Consider the following 16,456-nt stretch of genomic DNA (forward strand, 5'->3'; position numbering starts at 1 on the left):
GCGCCTCGCCGGGGGGTAGCGGACTGTGGGTTTCGCGGTGCGCTGCGCCTTGTTTGCGGCCCACGTTTTTGGCTTTCCCGCCGTGGGGGTTGCTCGCCTTTGCGCCTGCGGCGGGCGGGGTCCGCTGCGCGGGGCTGTGGGTGCGGTGACGGGCCTGCGGGGCAGGGGTGTGGGACTGCTTCGCTTTACGTCCCACACCCCTGCCCCTCCGGCCCGTCACCTCCCGTGAGTGGATGAGTGGCAGGTGGGTGGGGGCGGGCGGAGGTCTCGGGGTCTAGCGGCAGCCGCAGTTGGCTACTGCGGAGGCGAGTTTGTCGAGGGCGTTCTGGGCGCCCTGGGGGTCGGTGGTGCCGGTGGTCATGAAGGAGAAGACCAGGAGGCGGCCGTCGGCGTCGACGACGGTGCCGGCCAAGGTGTTCACGCCGGTGAGGGTGCCGGTTTTGGCGCGTACGGCGCCGGCGCCGGCGCTCTGGCCCCGGTAGCGGTTGCTGAGGGTGCCGGTGAAGGCGGCCACCGGAAGGCCGGTGAGGACGGGGCGCAGCGCGGGCCGGTCGGGCGACGAGGCCTGCAGCAGGAGGTGGGAGAGCAGGGCGGCGGTGACCTTGTCGTCGCGGTCCAGGCCGCTGCCGTCCTCGAAGACCGCGCCGGACAGGGGCAGGTGCTGCCGGGCGAGGGCGGTGTGGACGGCCTTTCCGGCGCCGGTGAAGCTGGCCGGCTGGTGTGCGGCGAGGGCGGTCTGGCGGGCCAGGGCCTCGGCGATGTCGTTGTCGCTGTAGGTGAGCATCCGCTCGACGAGCGCGGACAGCGGCAGCGAGCGGACGGTGGCGATCCGGTCGGGCTTCTTGGGGGCCTTGGCGGCTGCCGGGTCGCCGTCGACCGTGATGCCGCGCTCGTGGAGCAGTCCGGCGAAGGTGCGGGCCGCGTCGCGGGCCGGGTCGGTGCTGCGGGGGGCGGTGCCGTGGTCGCTGTCGTCGAGGCGTCCCTCGTCGGTCATCAGGGCGGTGACGGGGGCGATGTTCTCGTTCGGGCCGATGGGGTGCAGGGCGGAGCCCGTGTACGCGCCGGTGTCGTAGCCGAGGCCGACCTTGGTGGTGTGGCGCTTCTTGAGGGCGCGGGCGGTGGCGTCGGCGAGGGTGCGCAGATTCGCGGGCTGTTCCTCGGTGCCGTGCCGCGGGGCGCGGGCGGTGAGGGTGGGGTCGCCGCCGCCGGCCAGGACGATGCGGTTCTTGCCGCCCATGACGACGGTGGTGTCGATGCGGTGGTCGGGCCCGAGCGCGGAGAGCGCGGCGACGGCGGTGGCGAGCTTGACGGTGGAGGCGGGGGTGGCGGCCTTGCCCTGGCCCTCGCCGAAGACCTCGCGGCCCGCGGCGACGTCGAGGACGGAGGCGGTACGCAGGGGGCCGAGCGCGGGGTCCTTCAGCAGCGGTGCGAGCGCGTCGGCCAGCCCCCCGTCGGTGGGCACGGGGGCCGCGCCGCGGCCCGCTGAGCCGGGCGCCGCATCGCCGAGCGCGGGCAGGACGGGCGGGGCGCTGGGCGCCGGCCCGGGGTCGGCGGCGTGATGCTCACCACTGGCACCGTCCATGGAGCCCGCCTGTGCGCGCTCGGCCGTACGCTGACCCGAGTCCCACGGCCCCGCCGCTGCCACCGCGGCGAGCGCGACCGCCAGGCCGGTGGCTGCGGAGACCGCCGTCAGCCGCCAGGTTTGCCGGGTATGGCGCGGTGTGGCCTCCCATGCCTGCCGCGCGGCCTCGGCCGTACGTCGCGCCGCGTCGCCCGCGCGCTGCGCCGCACGGACCGCCGCGCGCGTCGCCGCCCGCCCGGACCGCTGCGCCGACTGCCATCTGACCTGCCACTTTCCGGTCTCCGGCACCTCGGACCAGCCCCTTTCGCCACCACACACCTGCGTGGGGGACACTTAATCACCAGACGTATGTGTTGATCATGGAGGAGCCACCCGTGGAGTTCGACGTCACCATCGAGATCCCGAAGGGTTCGCGGAACAAGTACGAGGTGGACCACGAGACCGGTCGGATCCGCCTGGACCGTCGACTCTTCACCTCGACCAGCTACCCGGCCGACTACGGCTTTGTCGAGAACACCCTGGGCGAGGACGGCGACCCGCTGGACGCGCTGGTCATCCTGGACGAGCCGACCTTCCCCGGTTGCCTCATCAAGTGCCGTGCCATCGGCATGTTCCGGATGACGGACGAGGCCGGCGGCGACGACAAGCTGCTGTGTGTCCCGGCGTCCGACCCGCGTGTGGAGCACCTTCGGGACATCCACCACGTGTCGGAGTTCGACCGCCTGGAGATCCAGCACTTCTTCGAGGTCTACAAGGACCTGGAGCCCGGCAAGTCCGTCGAGGGCGCCAACTGGGTCGGCCGCACCGAGGCCGAGGCCGAGATCGAGGCCTCGTACAAGCGCCTCGAGGCGCAGGGCGGCAAGCACTGACACAGCCGTACGGTCCCGGCGCGCGGCGGGGTTTTTCCGACCGCGGCGCGCCGGGATCCGCGGACTGATTTTCTTACGCGAACGGGCGGCACCCGGTTGGGTTGCCGCCCGTTGTGCGTGTCGCGGGCGGTGTGCCGCCCGCCGGGGACCGCCGCCTAGAAGCCGCGGGTGCGCTTGGCGGCGCGGCGGCCGCCGGCCTCCTCGATGCCGGGCGCCCGCAGGAACAGGCGGGCGACCTCGGCGCCGAGGTTGACCCCCACCGCGATGGCCAGCGCCAGCGAAGCGGCCTGGACCAGCGACGTCAGGCCCTGCGGCAGATGCCCCTGGGCGAAGTTGAGCAGGCCGAAGTACGTGGCGCTACCGGGCAGCAGCGGGCCGATGGCCGCGGTGACGTACGGCAACGCGGACGCATAGCGGTAGCGGGAGAGCAACTGGCCGAAGAGGCCGACCAGTCCGGCCGCGATCGCGGTGGCGGGCACGGCGTTTATCCCGGCGACGTAGGTGAGCGCGCCGTACACCACCCAGGCGACGCCGCCGTTCAGGGTCGCAAACGCCACGGTGTGACGTTCCTGCTGCAGCAGCACGCAGAACGCCAGCGCCAGCAGCATCGCCGCGACCGTCTGCACCAGCGGCTCGTTGTAGTCCCCCAGCGACTGCTCGGGGTTGAGCCGCCGCAGGCCGGGGTTCAGCTGAAGACCGATGTAGAGCACGCTGAGCACGCCGACGACGATGCCGACGATGAGGTAGCCGACCTCCAGCAGACGGGCGGCGGCGGTGATGTAGTAGCCGGTCAGCCCGTCGTGGACGCCGGCGACCAGGGCCCGCCCCGGGATCAGCGCGAACAGTCCACCAGTGATCACCGCGGACGCCTGCACATTGAGGTGGGCCAGGCCGAAGGCGACGCCCACCGCCGCGGGCGGCATCGCGGCGACCACGAACTGGTAGAACTCCGGCAGTCCGCGCCCGGACGCGAGCCAGGCCAGCCGGTCGCCGAGCATCGAGCCCACTGCGGCCGCGACGAACACCAGCATGGTGCCGCCGACCAGCATGGAGGCCGCACCGGACAGCAGCCCGGAGGCCACCGTCAGCGCCCAGCTCGGGTACGGATGGCGGTTACGGCGGATCTCGGCGAGTCCGCGGTAGGCCTCTTCGAGGGTGATGTCCTCGGAGGCGATGTCGTCGACGAGCCGGAAGACCGCGGACAGCCGGTTGTAGTCGACGCCGCGGCGCCGGACCGTACGGCTGGCGGTGACCGGGTCGTCGACCAGCGACGGCTGGTAGGAGATCGACAGCAGGGTGAAGGTGACCGTCGGCTCGACGCGCTCCAGCCCGTAGGCGTGCGCCACACCGAACATCGCGGCCTCGACGTCCTCGGCGCCCTCGCCGCCGGCGAGCAGGATCTCCCCGATACGCAGCGTCAGGTCGAGCACGCGGGGTACGGCCGGGCCGCTCTCGTCGTCGGCCCGCTCCAGGCGCTCGGGGACCGGCCGCTCCCCCACCGGCATCCGGAGCATCGTGCGCATCCGGTCCTGCCAGGGAGCCTCCTTGGTGAGGCGGACGGCGGGGATGCCGTGCGGCGGGGTGAAGGCGTAGCTCAGGGCGGTCGAGCCGGCGGGCATCGGGGTCTGGCCGGTGGTGCCGCTGGGCGGCGCGAACGCCGAGCCCTCCTGCTCCGCGGGAGTCTCCGGGCGCAGGCCGGTGGGCAGCGCGAATTCGGAGGTGGGGTGCTCGTCCTCGGGCAGCGGCGGATACGGCACACCCAGCGGCGGGGTGAAGGCGCTGTGCACCTCGTCCGGCTGGGGCTTGCGCTCCTCGGAATCTGCCGGGTCCGAGCCGCCGCCGCTGCCGCTGCTGCTGCCACTTCCGCTCGCGCCGCGCTGGCCGCGTTGTGGGTCCGACGCCACGGTTCTTCGCTCTCCTCGTAAGCCTCCTGACGGATACGAAGGACACGATGCCTGATAGGGGTGGGCGGCGCGTGCGCGGGGGCGACGTTTCGGCTGCCGGTCCGCTGCGCTTTGCCGGCGGGCGGCGGGGGCAGGGGGGCGTTTTCGGCTGTCACGCCGCCGTGGCGTCTGTGACGGTTGCCGCTGCGCGGGGCCGTGGGTGGGAAATGAGGGGTGGCTGGTTGTCAGCGCTTGGCGTGGCGGCCGCGGCGGGTGTCGGGGGCGGTGCCGTGGGCGCGGTCCGCCGGGTGGGACGGGGCGGGCTGCTCGTTCTTGGCCTTGCCGCGGGCGCGGAGGTACTCGATGGCGATCGGCACGACGGAGACCAGCACGATCGCGACCAGGATCAGCTCGATGTGCTTGTGGACGAACGCGATGTTCCCCAGCGAGGCGCCGAGCAGCGTGACGCCGGCGCCCCACAGTGCGCCGCCGATCAGGTTGAAGGTGATGAAGGAGCGGTAGTTCATCCGGCTCACACCGGCGATGATCGGCGTGAACGTCCGCACGATCGGTACGAAGCGGGCCAGGATCAGCGACTTGGGGCCGTGCTTCTCGAAGAACGCATGCGCTTTCTCGACGTTCTCCTGCTTGAAGAGGCGGGAGTCGGGGCGCTTGAAGAGCGAGGGGCCGACCTTGCGGCCGAAGAGATAGCCCGCCTGGTCACCGAGGACCGCGGCCAGCACCACCAGGGAACACACCAGCCACAGCGGCCGGTCCAGCTGGTTCGTCGTCACCAGCAGTCCGGTGGTGAACAGCAGCGAGTCGCCCGGCAGGAAGAAGCCGATCAGCAGGCCGGACTCCGCGAAGACGATGACCAGGACGCCGGCCAGGCCGAAGGTCGCGATCAGATAGTCCGGGTCCAGCCACTGGGGGCCGAGCGCGAGAGTATTCACGGGGTGAAGGCTCCTGGGTCGAGGGCGCCGGATCGTGCGGTGCGACGAGCGAAGCGACGAGGGTGCAGGCGCGTGTGCGGCCCAAAACTATCAACGCCACACGGCCCCCCGTGGTTCCAGGCGGGCCCCGGGGGCCCCACCCGAGCGCCCCCGACCGCTGGCCGCGCCCGAGGGACCGGGTGATGCTGGCCGCAAGGAGGTGCGCGCCATGGGCATCGAGGAGTACGGCGGCGGGCAGCATGCGCAGTCCGATGTGCTGGTGGTCACGACCAACGACGTCCCGGGGTTTCACGTGGAACGTGTCATCGGCGAGGTCTTCGGCCTGACCGTGCGCTCGCGCCACCTCGGCAGCCAGATCGGCGCGGGCCTGAAGTCGATGATCGGCGGCGAGCTGCGGGGCCTGACCAAGACCCTGGTCGAGACCCGTAACCAGGCGATGGAACGGCTGGTGGAGCAGGCCCGCTCGCGCGGTGCGAATGCGGTACTGATGTTCCGCTTCGATGTCACGGAGGCCGCGGACGTGGGCACCGAGGTGTGCGCCTACGGGACGGCTGTGGTGCTCTCCCCGCAGGGCTGAGCACCGGTCCGGGATGTGCGGAGGGTGGCGTACCGCCCCCGGAGCAACAGGCAGAAGCAGGCCGTACGGGCCGGGGCGCGCTCCCGGCCCGTACGGATCACAGGTGGCGGACGGCGTTGGCCAGCATCGCGTCCCGCATGTAGACGGCGAGGCCGGGCCTGATGGCCTCGTAGGTGGCGGTGAACCGCTCGTCGGTGACATACATCTCGCCGAGCCCGCTGTGCATCTCGTAGGGGCAGTCGTAGTACGTGCCGCTGATGAACCGGCGGTGCTCCTCCGCGACGTTCATGGCCGCCTCGGAGTCCGCCGGCACGTCCTGTGCGAGCAGGTCCGCCATCCTGCGGTGCAGGGCGTCGAACTCCGCCGTCAGCCGCTTCCAGTCGTCCTTGGTGTACGTGGCCGCCCTGCGCTGCGACTCCTTGTAGGCGTCCGTGCCGCCCCAGCGTTCCTCGGCCTCCGCGGCGTACTCGTCGGGGTCGAAGTCCCCGAAGACCTCGAACTTCTCCTCCGGTGTGAGCCGTACGTTCATCCTGCGTGCCTCCATCGCGTGTTCGACGGCCGCGGCCATCTCCTGGAGTCTGCCGATCCGCCCGGTCAGCAGGTCGTGCTGGCGCCGCAGATGTTCCTGCGGGTCCGCGTGCGGGTCGTCCAGGAGGGCCCCGACCTCGTCGAGCGGAAACCCGAGCTCCCGGTAGAACAGGATCTGCTGCAGCCGGTCCAGATCGTCCTCGCCGTAGCGCCGGTGACCTGCGTGGTTGCGTTCGCCGGGCAGCAGCAGCCCGATCTCGTCGTAGTGGTGCAAGGTGCGCACCGTGACGCCGGCGAAGGCGGCGACCTGCCCTACCGAATAGCTCACTTCCGCTCCCTTCTCGGTACGCGCTCCACGATGTGTCCTCACGTCGCGTGAGGTGCAAGTCCGCATCATGAAAAGCCGGTGAGGCGGCGAACAGGGGGATGAGATCCTGCCGCACATGCTGGGGATAACGGATCTGTCCACGTATCTGGTGGGTCTCGCACTGATCATTCTGCTGCCGGGGCCGAATTCGCTGTACGTCGTTTCGGTGGCGGCCCGGCGCGGCCCGCGGGTGGCCTACCGGGCGGCGGCCGGTGTGCTGTGCGGTGACACGGTGCTGATGACGCTGTCGGCCGGCGGGGTGGCCTCGCTGCTGCAGACCAGCCCGGTGCTGTTCGCCGTCGTGAAGTTCGCCGGCGCGGGCTATCTGACATGGCTGGCGGTCGGGATGCTGCGCGGCGCCTGGGCGCTGTGGCGCGGGCGGGAAGTGCGCCGGGCCGAGCGGCGGGGCGGGGCCCCCGAGGCGCCGAAGGAGACCGTGGAGCGGCCGTACCGCAGGGCGCTGGTGGTCAGCCTGCTCAACCCGAAGGCGATCCTGTTCTTCATCTCCTTCTTCGTGCAGTTCGTCGACCCGTCCTATGCCCATCCGGTGCTGTCGTTCCTGACGCTGGGTGCCTGGGCGCAGCTGTTCAGCTTCACCTACCTGTCGGTCCTGATCTTCAGCGGGACGTTTCTGGCGGCGACCTTCCGCCGCCGCAAGCGGCTGACGGCCGGGCTGTCCGCGGGTGCGGGGGCGGCGTTCCTCGGCTTCGCCGCGAAGTTGTCGCTGGCGAGCGCGAGCTGAGCCGCCGCCGGGCGGGCGAGCCCGGCGGCGTCCCGCAGAGACGGATACGGGCGGGTGGCCATCCCTCGGGACGGCCCCCGCCCGTTGCGCTTCCACTGGGTGAACCCTGGAGGCCGCTTACCCCCTATGCCCTTATTGTCGGGTTCCAGGAGGTACGCCGATGCCCGTGCACGATGTGAAGGTCGCCGTCATCTACTACTCGTCGACCGGCACCATCGCCGAGCTCGCCCGGCGGATCGCGGACGCCGCCGAGCACGCGGGGGCCGATGTACGACTGCGCCGGACCGCGGAACTCGCGCCGCAGACCGCGATCGACGCCAACCCGGCATGGGCGGCGAACGCCGCGGCCACCGCCGACATCATGGAGGCCACCCACGAGGACATACTCTGGGCGGACGCGGTGATCTTCGGGACCCCCACCCGCTTCGGGAATGTGTCCTCGCAGCTCAAGCAGTACCTCGACACCCTGGGCGGCCTCTGGCAGCAGGGCAGACTGGCAGACAAGATCTACAGCGGCTTCACCGCGAGTGCCACCAAGCACGGCGGCCAGGAGTCCACCCTGCTCGCGCTCTACCAGACCGTCCACCATTTCGGCGGCATCCTCGTGACGCCGGGCTACACCGACCCGGCGAAGTTCACCGACGGCAATCCCTACGGCACCTCTCACGTCGGCGGCCCGGACACCCCGCCCGACGACGACGCGCGCACTGCCGCCCGCATCCAGGCGGAGCGCGTAGTGAAGTTCACCAAGGCCGTCAAACACGGCCTTTCCTTGGCCAGTTGACGGGTAGGGGCGAGAGATGACTCTGCACAAAGGCGCATCGGCATCCGACCGCAAGCACATCGGGCATCCGGTCAACCCGTTCTACGGGGAGGCCGACCCCATCGCCGGTATGGAGTCCGCCCCACCGCGGCACACCCTGCCCGACGGCCCGGTCTCCCCGCGTACCGCCTACCAGTTCGTGCACGACGAGCTGATGCTGGACGGCAACTCGCGGCTGAATCTGGCGACGTTCGTCACGACCTGGATGGAGCCGCAGGCCGGGGTGCTGATGGCGGAGTGCCGGGACAAGAACATGATCGACAAGGACGAGTACCCGCGCACCGCCGAACTGGAGAAGCGGTGTGTGGCGATGCTCGCCGACCTGTGGCACGCGCCCGTCCCGTCCGAGGCCGTCGGCTGCTCCACCACCGGGTCGAGCGAGGCCTGCATGCTCGCGGGCATGGCGCTCAAGCGGCGCTGGATGCAGCACAACAAGGACCGGTATCCGGGTCAGGCCCGGCCCAATCTCGTCATGGGCGCCAACGTCCAGGTCTGCTGGGAGAAGTTCTGCAACTTCTGGGAGGTCGAGGCACGCACGGTCCCGATGGAGGGCGACCGCTTCCATCTGGACGCGGACTCCGCCGCCGCGCTGTGCGACGAGAACACCATCGGCGTGGTGGCAATCCTCGGATCGACCTTCGACGGGTCGTACGAGCCGGTGGCCGAGATCTGCGCGGCGCTCGACGAGGTCCGGAAGCAGAAGGGCTGGGACATCCCGGTCCATGTGGACGGAGCGTCCGGCGCCATGATCGCGCCGTTCCTCGACCCGGACGTGGTCTGGGACTTCCGGCTGCCGCGGGTCGCCTCCATCAACACCTCGGGGCACAAGTACGGCCTGGTCTACCCGGGCGTCGGCTGGGCGCTGTGGCGCAATACGGAGGCGCTGCCCGAGGAGCTGGTCTTCCGCGTCAACTACCTGGGCGGCGATATGCCGACCTTCGCGCTCAACTTCTCCCGGCCCGGCGCCCAGGTGGCCGCGCAGTACTACACCTTCCTCCGGCTCGGCCGGGCCGGCTTCCGCGCCGTCCAGCAGGCGACCCGCGACGTGGCCCGTTCGATGGCCGAACGGATCGGTGCACTGGGCGACTTCAGACTGCTCACCCAGGGCGACCAGCTGCCGGTCTTCGCCTTCACCACCGCGGACGACGTCACCGCCTTCGACGTCTTCGACGTCTCCCGGCGGATGAAGGAACGCGGCTGGCTGATCCCCGCCTACACCTTCCCCCCGAAACGCGAGGACCTGTCCGTCCTGCGGGTGGTCTGCCGCAACGGCTTCTCCCTGGATCTCGCCGACCTGTTCATCGCGGACCTGGAAGAGCTGCTGACCGAACTCCGGCAACAGCCCGGGCCGCTGCAGCGGCCGGAGAATGTCGCGACGGCGTTCCATCACTAGGGCCTGAAGACGGGCTCCAGGGCCTGAAGACAGGCCCCAGGGTGCCGCCGGGCCGTCCGACTGCTGCCGGACGGCCCGACAACCGCGCCCCGCCGGCCCTAACGCCCCAGCCCCCGGTACCTCCGCACCGCCGCCGGAAAGAACACCGCGAGCAGTACCAGTGGCCACACCACGGCCAGCAGTCCGGCGTGGCCCGCCGCCCAGCCGTCCCCGGACCACCGCGGGTTGGCGAACAGCTCACGCACGGCGCTTGCGGTCGCCGACATCGGGTTCCACTCGGCGATCGCACCCAGCCAGCCGGGCATCGACGCGGCGGAGACAAAGGCGTTGGAGAGGAAGCCCACCGGCCAGACCAGGATCTGTACCGCCTGCACCAGCTCCGGTCTGCCCGCGAGCAGGCCGAGATGGATGCCGATCCACAGCATCGCGAACCGCAGCAGAAGCAGCAGCCCCACCGCCGCCAGAGCGTCGGCCGCGGTGCCGTGCCAGCGCCAGCCCATCGCCAGCCCGACGCCGATCATCACCAGCAGACTCAGCGCCGACTGCAGCATGTCCAGGACGCTGCGTCCGACCAGCACCGCGGACGGCGCCATCGGCATCGACCGGAAGCGGTCGAGCACCCCCTTGCCGAGGTCCTGGGTCACCGCGACCATCGTCGATTCGAGCCCGAACGCCATGGTGAGCGCGAACATCCCCGGGACCAGGTACTCCTTGTAATCGCCGCCGCCCGGCACGGCCATCCCGCCTCCCAGGAAGTACCCGAACATCAGCAACAGCATTACCGGAAAGACCAGTTGTACGACGATCTGCACCGGCTGCCGCGCCCAGTGCGCGAGACCGCGCCGGGTCATGGTCCAGGAATCGGCGACCGCCCACGTCATACCGCTCATACCGCCGTGCCCTCCTTGTCCGCCTTGCCCGCCTTGCGCGCGTCCACCGCCGCGGCAGCCGACCGGCCCGCACCGGCCGCACCGCCCGTGTCGCCCGTACCGCCCGCCCTGCCCGTACCGCCGGCCGCCCCGTCCCCCGTCAGATGCAGAAACACCTCGTCCAGCGTCGGCCGCCGCACCGCGAGGTCCGCCGCCTCGATCCCTGCCGCGGCCAGCACCCGTACCGCCTGGGCCAGCCCCGCCATCCGGTCGGCGACGGGTGCGCTCAGCCGCCGGGCCTCGGCGTCCGCGGCGACCGCACCACCGCCCGCCGCACTCCCCAGCGCCTCCTCCAACAGGGCGGCCGCCCGGCCCAGTTGCCCGGCGTCGTGCAGGACGACATCGATCCGGTCGCCTCCGGTCGCGGACTTCAGCTCGTCGGGGGCACCGTCCGCGACCACCCGGCCGCCGTCCACCACCGAGATCCGGTCCGCGAGCTGGTCGGCCTCCTCCAGATACTGCGTGGTCAGCAGCACCGTCGTACCGTCGTCCACCAGCGAGCGCACCGCCTGCCACACCTCGGTACGGCCCCGCGGATCGAGCCCGGTCGTGGGCTCGTCGAGGAACAGGATCCGCGGCGCCCGCACCAGACTTGCCGCCAGATCGAGCCGGCGCCGCATCCCGCCGCTGTAGTGGCGTACCGCCTTACGGCCGGTATCGGCGAGCCCGAACCGCTCCAGCAACTCGTCCGCGCGCTCGCCCGCCCTGCGCGCCCCGAGGCGGCAGAGCCGACCGAACATCTCCAGGTTCTGCCGCCCGCCGAGCTCTTCGTCGACCGCCGCGTGCTGGCCGAGCAGCCCGATCCGCATCCGCACCTCGTCCGGCTGCCGCAGCACATCGAAGCCGGCGACCTCGACCCGGCCGCCGTCGTGCCGCAGCAGCGTGGACAGGATCCGTACGAGGGTGGTCTTGCCTGCGCCGTTGGGTCCGAGGACACCGTGCACCACTCCGCGCGCAACGGTGAGGTCCAGCCCGTCCAGGGCCGCTTTGGCGCCGTAGTGCTTGTGCAGTTCTTCGACGACGATCGCTTGATCGCGGTCCGTCACGACATCTCCTCCCGGCTGTAGTCAAGTTTGACTACATGTCGCCGCAAGGTATGCCCCGCGGTGCGGTTAGTCAAACTTGATTAATGAGCTTCCGTGGCAGCAACGCCGCCGCCGCTCTTGCGCCCGGCGGCCCCGCCGCCCTCGGACTCCGCACCCTCTCCGGAGCGCGCATCCTTTGTCGCGTACGGGTTCTCCTGCCCCTCGGCGAGCACGCCGACGAACGGTTCGCCCTCGCCGGCGAAGACATACGCCCCGCCCTCGATCCGCTCGATCAGCCCGCGCGTCCACACCGCCCCGCTGTCCGCGGAGTGCACCCACATATTCATGATCTCGCCGATGTGGCCGAGCTGTTCGGTCCCTCCCTCGGGCGTGTAGTGGCTGGTGACCGCGGTGCGCCACTCCTCCAGCGCCCGCACCCGCTCCTTGAGCAGCGCCACCGCCTCGGCCCGCGGCAGGTCGACGACGAAGCCGATGCCCGCACTGAGCACGTCGACCTTCTGGTCGTGCTGGGCGAGCGCCGCGCGCAGCAGCGCGAAGTACTCCGCCTCGCCCGCCGCGGTCAGCTCGTACTCGGTACGCGGCGGGCCGCCGGCGGTGCTGGGCGCGATGTCATGGGCGTGCAGCAGCCCTTGCTTGGCCATCTGCTTGAGCGCGTGGTAGATCGAGCCGGGCTTGGCGTTGGACCACTCATGGGCGCCCCAGTACTCCAGGTCGTTGCGCACCTGATAGCCGTGCGCCCGTCCGTGCTGCCGCACCGCGCCCAATACCAACAGCCGGATCGCCGACATCGTCTCCTCTATCCTTCACGCGCCCCTGCCGTCAGCCTAGAACGCCCCGGCAGGGCCCCGCGCTCACCCCTGCCGCGCCGCGCGCTCCTCGTCCACCAGGGCAAAGGCCGTCTTGCCGTCCAGGGACTCGCGGAGGATGTCGGCGTGACCGGCGTGCCGGGCCGTCTCCTCGATCAGGTGCAGCAGCAGCCAGCGCATCGACTGCCGGGCCTGCGGCGGGAACCACGGCGCCTCGGGCAGCGGGAAGGTGTCGTTCAGGCTCGGCACGGAGCGGATGAAGTCCTCCGTACGCCGCGCGACCTTGTCCCAGAACGCCAGCATCTCCGCCAGGCTCTCGTCGTCCGCGAGCCGGAAGCTCAGGGGCCAGGTCTCGGGGGTCCGATGGATGGAGTGCGGCCGTTCCTGGGCGGTCTCGAGCCAGGTCTGCTCGGTCTGCGCGACATGCTTGACCAGCCCGGCCAACGACAGCTCACTGGCGCTCGGCCGCCGGGCCGCCTCGGCGTCGGTCAGCCCCAGGACCGCCCGCCGCAGCCCGCCGCGCTGGGCCTCCAGGAAGGCCAGCAGTGCGCCGGTCTCGTCGCCGTGGGCCTCGGCAAGAACGTGAGTGGGCATGAGATCCGCCTTTCCTGACGCCTTGTGACGTCTCGTGACATCCCCCGGCGGCCGGCTCGTCGCCGTCCGCCTTCGACATCACTCAAGGTAGGAACCCATGCGGTCAGCTTCTGTCCGCAACCCGCGGCCGATGCCCCCGGATCATCCGCCGCTCAGAACGGGAACCGGGACCGCCCGTGCTGGATGGAGATCCACTTGGTGGTGGTGAAGGCCTCCACCATCGCATCGCCGTTCAGCCGCCCCACGCCGGAGGCCTTCGCGCCGCCGAACGGCACGATCGGCTCGTCGTGCACCGTGGCGTCGTTGACGTGGAACATCCCGGTCTCGATCCGCTTGGCGAACCGCACACCGCGCTCGATGTCGGCGGTGTGCACGGCGCCGCTGAGCCCGTACGGCGTGGTGTTGGTGAGCCGCACCGCCTCGTCGTCACCGTCGAACGGCACCAGCACCACCACGGGCCCGAAAATTTCCTGCTGCAGCAGCGGGGAGTCGTCCGGCAGCCCGCTCAGCACGCTGGGTGCCACCAGCGTGCCCCGGGTCTCACCGTGCAGGAGCGCCGAGGCGCCGTCGGCGACCGCCCGGTCCACCAGCGAGGTGATCGCCTCGGCCTGCCCCTCGTTGATCAGCGGGCCGATATGGGTCTGCGGGTCGGTGGGGTCGCCCACCTTCAGGGCCGCGACCCTGGCGACGAACTTCTCGGTGAACTCCTGCTCCACGGCGCGGTCCACGAGCACCCGGTTGGCGGCCATGCAGACCTGGCCCTGGTGGACGAAGCGGCTGAAGACGGCCGCGTCCACCGCGTAGTCGACATCGGCGTCGTCGAGCACGACCAGTGCGCTGTTGCCGCCCAGCTCCAGCACGGAGTGCTTGAAGTGGGACGCGGCGACCGTGGCGACATGCCGGCCGACCTTCTCGGAGCCGGTGAAGGAGATGGTCTTGGGCACCGGGTGCTCGATGAGCGCATCGCCGATCTCGGCGATATCGGTGACCACGACATTCAGCACGCCTGCCGGCAGCCCCGCCTCCTCGAAGATCTTGGCGACCAGACCGCCGCCGCACACCGGGGTGTTCTGGTGCGGCTTGAGGACGACCGCGTTGCCCAGCGCAATGGCCGGCGCAACGGACTTGAGCGACAGCAGGAAGGGGAAGTTGAAGGGGCTGATGACACCGACGACACCGACCGGCAGCCGGTAGAGACGGTTCTCCTTGCCGTCGATGGGCGAGGCCAGAATGCGGCCCTCGGCGCGCAGCGCCAGCTGGATCGCCTCGCGCAGGAACTCCTTGGCCAGATGCAGCTCGAAGCCCACCTTGACGAGCGTGCCGCCGACCTCCGCGGCGATCGTCTCGGCCAGCTCCGCCTCACGGTCGTCGATGATCCGCAGCACCCGCTCGAAGACGGTCCGCCGGTTGTACGGATTGGTGGCGCCCCACTCCCGCTGCGCGCGCTCGGCGGCACGGTAGGCCTGGTCGATCTCCTCGACCGTGGCGACGGGTATGGAGGTCAGCTTCTCACCGTTATAGGGATTGAAGTCGACGATGTCCCACGAACCGCTGCCGGCCCGCCACTCGCCGTCGATGAACTGATACGCCAACTCGTCGAAGTAGGACATGCCATCCCGATCTGGAGAACAGGGCGCTCAGGGCGCCGCATTGGGGGGTGCTGACTCCTGATGGTGCGCCATCCTACCGACGCGTCACATCAGTTGGAGCAGCCCGCGCAGCAGGTCCCTGGTCTCGGCCGGATTCGGCCCCTCCTCCTGGAGGCGGTCCATCACCCGGGCGTATTGCGCCACTTCTTCGGGCTTGTCCACATAGAGCGCACTCGTTAGCTGCTCCAGGTAGACGACGTCCGGCAGACCGGACTCCTGGAAGCCGAGCATCGTGAAGGCTCCGCTCTCGCCCGCATGCCCTCCCAGACTGAAGGGCATCACCTGGAGCCGCACATTCGGTCTCTCGGACACCTCGATCAGATGCTTCAGCTGCTCGCGCATCACGGACCGTTCGCCGTAGGGGCGGCGCAGCGCGGCCTCGTCCAGGACACAGTGGAACTGCGCCGACCGCTCGGTCACCAGCAGCTTCTGGCGCTCCATGCGCAGCGCGACGCGGCGCTCGATCTCGGCGGGCCCGGCATCCGGCATGCCCCGTCTGACGACGGCCTGCGCATAGCTCTCCGTCTGCAACAGCCCGTGCACGAACTGGACTTCGTAGACCCGGAGGAGGGAAGTGGCGCCTTCCAGACCCACATACGTCTGGAACCAGCCGGGCAGCACATCGGTGTAGCTGTGCCACCAGCCGGCCACATTCGCCTCGCGCGCCAGGGACAGCAGCGCCTCGCGCTCCTGGGCGTCACCGACCCCGTACAGCGTGAGCAGGTCCTCCACATCCCGTGCCTTGAAGCTCACGCGGCCCAACTCCATGCGGCTGATCTTCGATTCGGACGCACGGATCGAGTAGCCGGCCGCCTCACGGGTTATCCCGCGCGATTCACGCAGCCGACGGAGCTGCGACCCGAGCAGGATCCGCCGCACCACCGACCCGCTCGACTCACTTGCGGACACCTCTCAGACCCTCCTGTGACCCCACCCTGTCCAACAGTGGGCCGCAGTCTGCCACGTTCGGGCTTCGTTGAGTGCTCATCCGGTTACTGATATGTGAGGTCCCCGCAACCCCTCCACACGAACCGGCGGGAAGAATCCGGAGGAAAACCGTCCGGGCTGGCGCAATCACGGCACGTGCACGTGCATCTGCCCTTGCATCTGTCCCGCGCATTGGGAACCATAGGCGTCGCACGCATGCACGCTCGTGAAAGATCCGCCAGATCCGGCTGACCGGCCAGGGTCATGACGTCCGCGAACGCCAGGAGTGCCTCGCATGGGGACCAAGGTTTTGACCATGCTCGAGCCGTTATGGCAGGGCTTTCCTCCCGTCGACCCCTTGGCTGTCTCCGGATCGGCGTCCCGCACACTCCCGCCGCGCTATGAATCGGTGCGCAGTGCACGTGCGTTCACTCGCGAGACCCTGCAGAGCTGGGATCTTGACGATCTCTTCGACTCGGTCGCCCTCGTGGTCTCCGAGCTCGTCACCAATGCCCTGCGGCACGCGATCCTGGCCGCCCCGGAGCACCACGACGCCACCCCGCCCGCCCGGCTGCATCTGATGCGCTGGTCCTCCCGGCTGATCTGCGCCGTACGGGACCCGAGCGATGACTCACCGGTCGCCGGGGAGGCGGACTCCGCCGCGGAGTCGGGTCGCGGCCTGTATCTCGTGGACTCCTTCAGCGACAGCTGGGGCTGGCATCCGCTGGCCGGTGCCGCACACGGCAAGATCGTGTGGGCCCTCTTCCGGCTGCCGTAGCCACTTCCCG

The 16,456-nt window shown here is 70.4% G+C and carries 16 protein-coding genes; 6 read left to right on the forward strand and 10 right to left on the reverse strand.

All coding sequences use genetic code 11. The features are described 5' to 3' along the window. Positions 1-274: 274 nt before the first annotated feature. Entirely contained in the window at positions 275-1,870 is a 1,596-nt protein-coding gene (gene dacB / locus OHS81_RS15635; RefSeq protein ID WP_328385374.1) for a D-alanyl-D-alanine carboxypeptidase/D-alanyl-D-alanine endopeptidase, read from the reverse strand. A gap of 86 nt (positions 1,871-1,956) precedes the next feature. Here dacB and OHS81_RS15640 point away from each other — a divergent pair, with 86 nt between their 5' ends. Then, complete coding sequence (locus tag OHS81_RS15640) at positions 1,957-2,451, forward strand: inorganic diphosphatase (RefSeq protein WP_030077125.1); 495 nt, start codon at positions 1,957-1,959, stop codon at positions 2,449-2,451. Positions 2,452-2,606: 155 nt separating this feature from the next. On the opposite strand, the gene OHS81_RS15645 is transcribed toward OHS81_RS15640, so the two are convergent. Next, positions 2,607-4,355 (reverse strand): threonine/serine exporter family protein, encoded by a 1,749-nt coding sequence (locus OHS81_RS15645; protein ID WP_328385375.1) that lies wholly within the window; start codon positions 4,353-4,355, stop codon positions 2,607-2,609. Between the two features lie 224 nt (positions 4,356-4,579). Continuing rightward, positions 4,580-5,287 carry a DedA family protein gene (locus OHS81_RS15650; protein WP_328385376.1) on the reverse strand — a complete coding sequence of 236 codons (708 nt, stop codon included), beginning with the start codon at positions 5,285-5,287 and terminating at the stop codon, positions 4,580-4,582. A gap of 208 nt (positions 5,288-5,495) precedes the next feature. On the opposite strand from OHS81_RS15650, the gene OHS81_RS15655 reads away from it, so the two are divergent. Further along, a complete protein-coding gene (locus OHS81_RS15655) occupies positions 5,496-5,864 on the forward strand; it encodes a YbjQ family protein (protein ID WP_088799183.1) in 369 nt (122 codons plus the stop codon). Between the two features lie 97 nt (positions 5,865-5,961). Here the strand turns inward: OHS81_RS15655 and OHS81_RS15660 are convergent, their stop codons facing one another. Continuing rightward, entirely contained in the window at positions 5,962-6,720 is a 759-nt protein-coding gene (locus tag OHS81_RS15660; protein WP_328385377.1) for a MerR family transcriptional regulator, read from the reverse strand. Between the two features lie 115 nt (positions 6,721-6,835). On the opposite strand from OHS81_RS15660, the gene leuE reads away from it, so the two are divergent. From leuE to OHS81_RS15675, 3 genes are all read left to right on the forward strand, one after another. Further along, on the forward strand, positions 6,836-7,501 hold the full coding sequence (leuE, locus tag OHS81_RS15665) for a leucine efflux protein LeuE (RefSeq protein ID WP_328385378.1): 666 nt from the start codon (positions 6,836-6,838) through the stop codon (positions 7,499-7,501). Between the two features lie 160 nt (positions 7,502-7,661). Next, on the forward strand, positions 7,662-8,285 hold the full coding sequence (gene wrbA, locus OHS81_RS15670) for an NAD(P)H:quinone oxidoreductase (RefSeq protein ID WP_328385379.1): 624 nt from the start codon (positions 7,662-7,664) through the stop codon (positions 8,283-8,285). A 16-nt stretch (positions 8,286-8,301) separates the two neighbouring features. Continuing rightward, a complete protein-coding gene (locus OHS81_RS15675; RefSeq protein WP_328385380.1) occupies positions 8,302-9,717 on the forward strand; it encodes a glutamate decarboxylase in 1,416 nt (471 codons plus the stop codon). A gap of 98 nt (positions 9,718-9,815) precedes the next feature. Here OHS81_RS15675 and OHS81_RS15680 read toward each other — a convergent pair whose 3' ends face one another. The 6 genes from OHS81_RS15680 to OHS81_RS15705 form a co-directional block, all read right to left on the reverse strand. Continuing rightward, the gene (locus OHS81_RS15680) at positions 9,816-10,607 is read right to left on the reverse strand and encodes an ABC transporter permease (protein WP_328385381.1); all 792 of its coding nucleotides are present in this window, start codon (positions 10,605-10,607) and stop codon (positions 9,816-9,818) included. Beyond that, positions 10,604-11,692 carry an ATP-binding cassette domain-containing protein gene (locus OHS81_RS15685; protein WP_328385382.1) on the reverse strand — a complete coding sequence of 363 codons (1,089 nt, stop codon included), beginning with the start codon at positions 11,690-11,692 and terminating at the stop codon, positions 10,604-10,606. The genes OHS81_RS15680 and OHS81_RS15685 overlap by 4 nt, the downstream gene beginning before the upstream one ends. 80 nt (positions 11,693-11,772) lie before the next feature. Next, complete coding sequence (locus tag OHS81_RS15690) at positions 11,773-12,480, reverse strand: PadR family transcriptional regulator (protein WP_328385383.1); 708 nt, start codon at positions 12,478-12,480, stop codon at positions 11,773-11,775. 63 nt (positions 12,481-12,543) lie between these two features. Further along, complete coding sequence (locus tag OHS81_RS15695) at positions 12,544-13,092, reverse strand: DinB family protein (protein ID WP_328385384.1); 549 nt, start codon at positions 13,090-13,092, stop codon at positions 12,544-12,546. 152 nt (positions 13,093-13,244) lie between these two features. After that, positions 13,245-14,702 (reverse strand): aldehyde dehydrogenase family protein, encoded by a 1,458-nt coding sequence (locus OHS81_RS15700; protein WP_328385385.1) that lies wholly within the window; start codon positions 14,700-14,702, stop codon positions 13,245-13,247. A gap of 84 nt (positions 14,703-14,786) precedes the next feature. Beyond that, the gene (locus tag OHS81_RS15705) at positions 14,787-15,650 is read right to left on the reverse strand and encodes a helix-turn-helix domain-containing protein (protein ID WP_129294940.1); all 864 of its coding nucleotides are present in this window, start codon (positions 15,648-15,650) and stop codon (positions 14,787-14,789) included. A gap of 313 nt (positions 15,651-15,963) precedes the next feature. On the opposite strand from OHS81_RS15705, the gene OHS81_RS15710 reads away from it, so the two are divergent. Continuing rightward, positions 15,964-16,446, forward strand: coding sequence for an ATP-binding protein (locus OHS81_RS15710; protein ID WP_328385386.1), 483 nt, complete (start codon positions 15,964-15,966; stop codon positions 16,444-16,446). Positions 16,447-16,456 lie beyond the last annotated feature (10 nt).

Origin of the sequence: Streptomyces sp. NBC_00400 (assembly GCF_036048035.1) — a bacterium.
Taxonomy (GTDB): Bacteria; Actinomycetota; Actinomycetes; order Streptomycetales; family Streptomycetaceae; genus Streptomyces.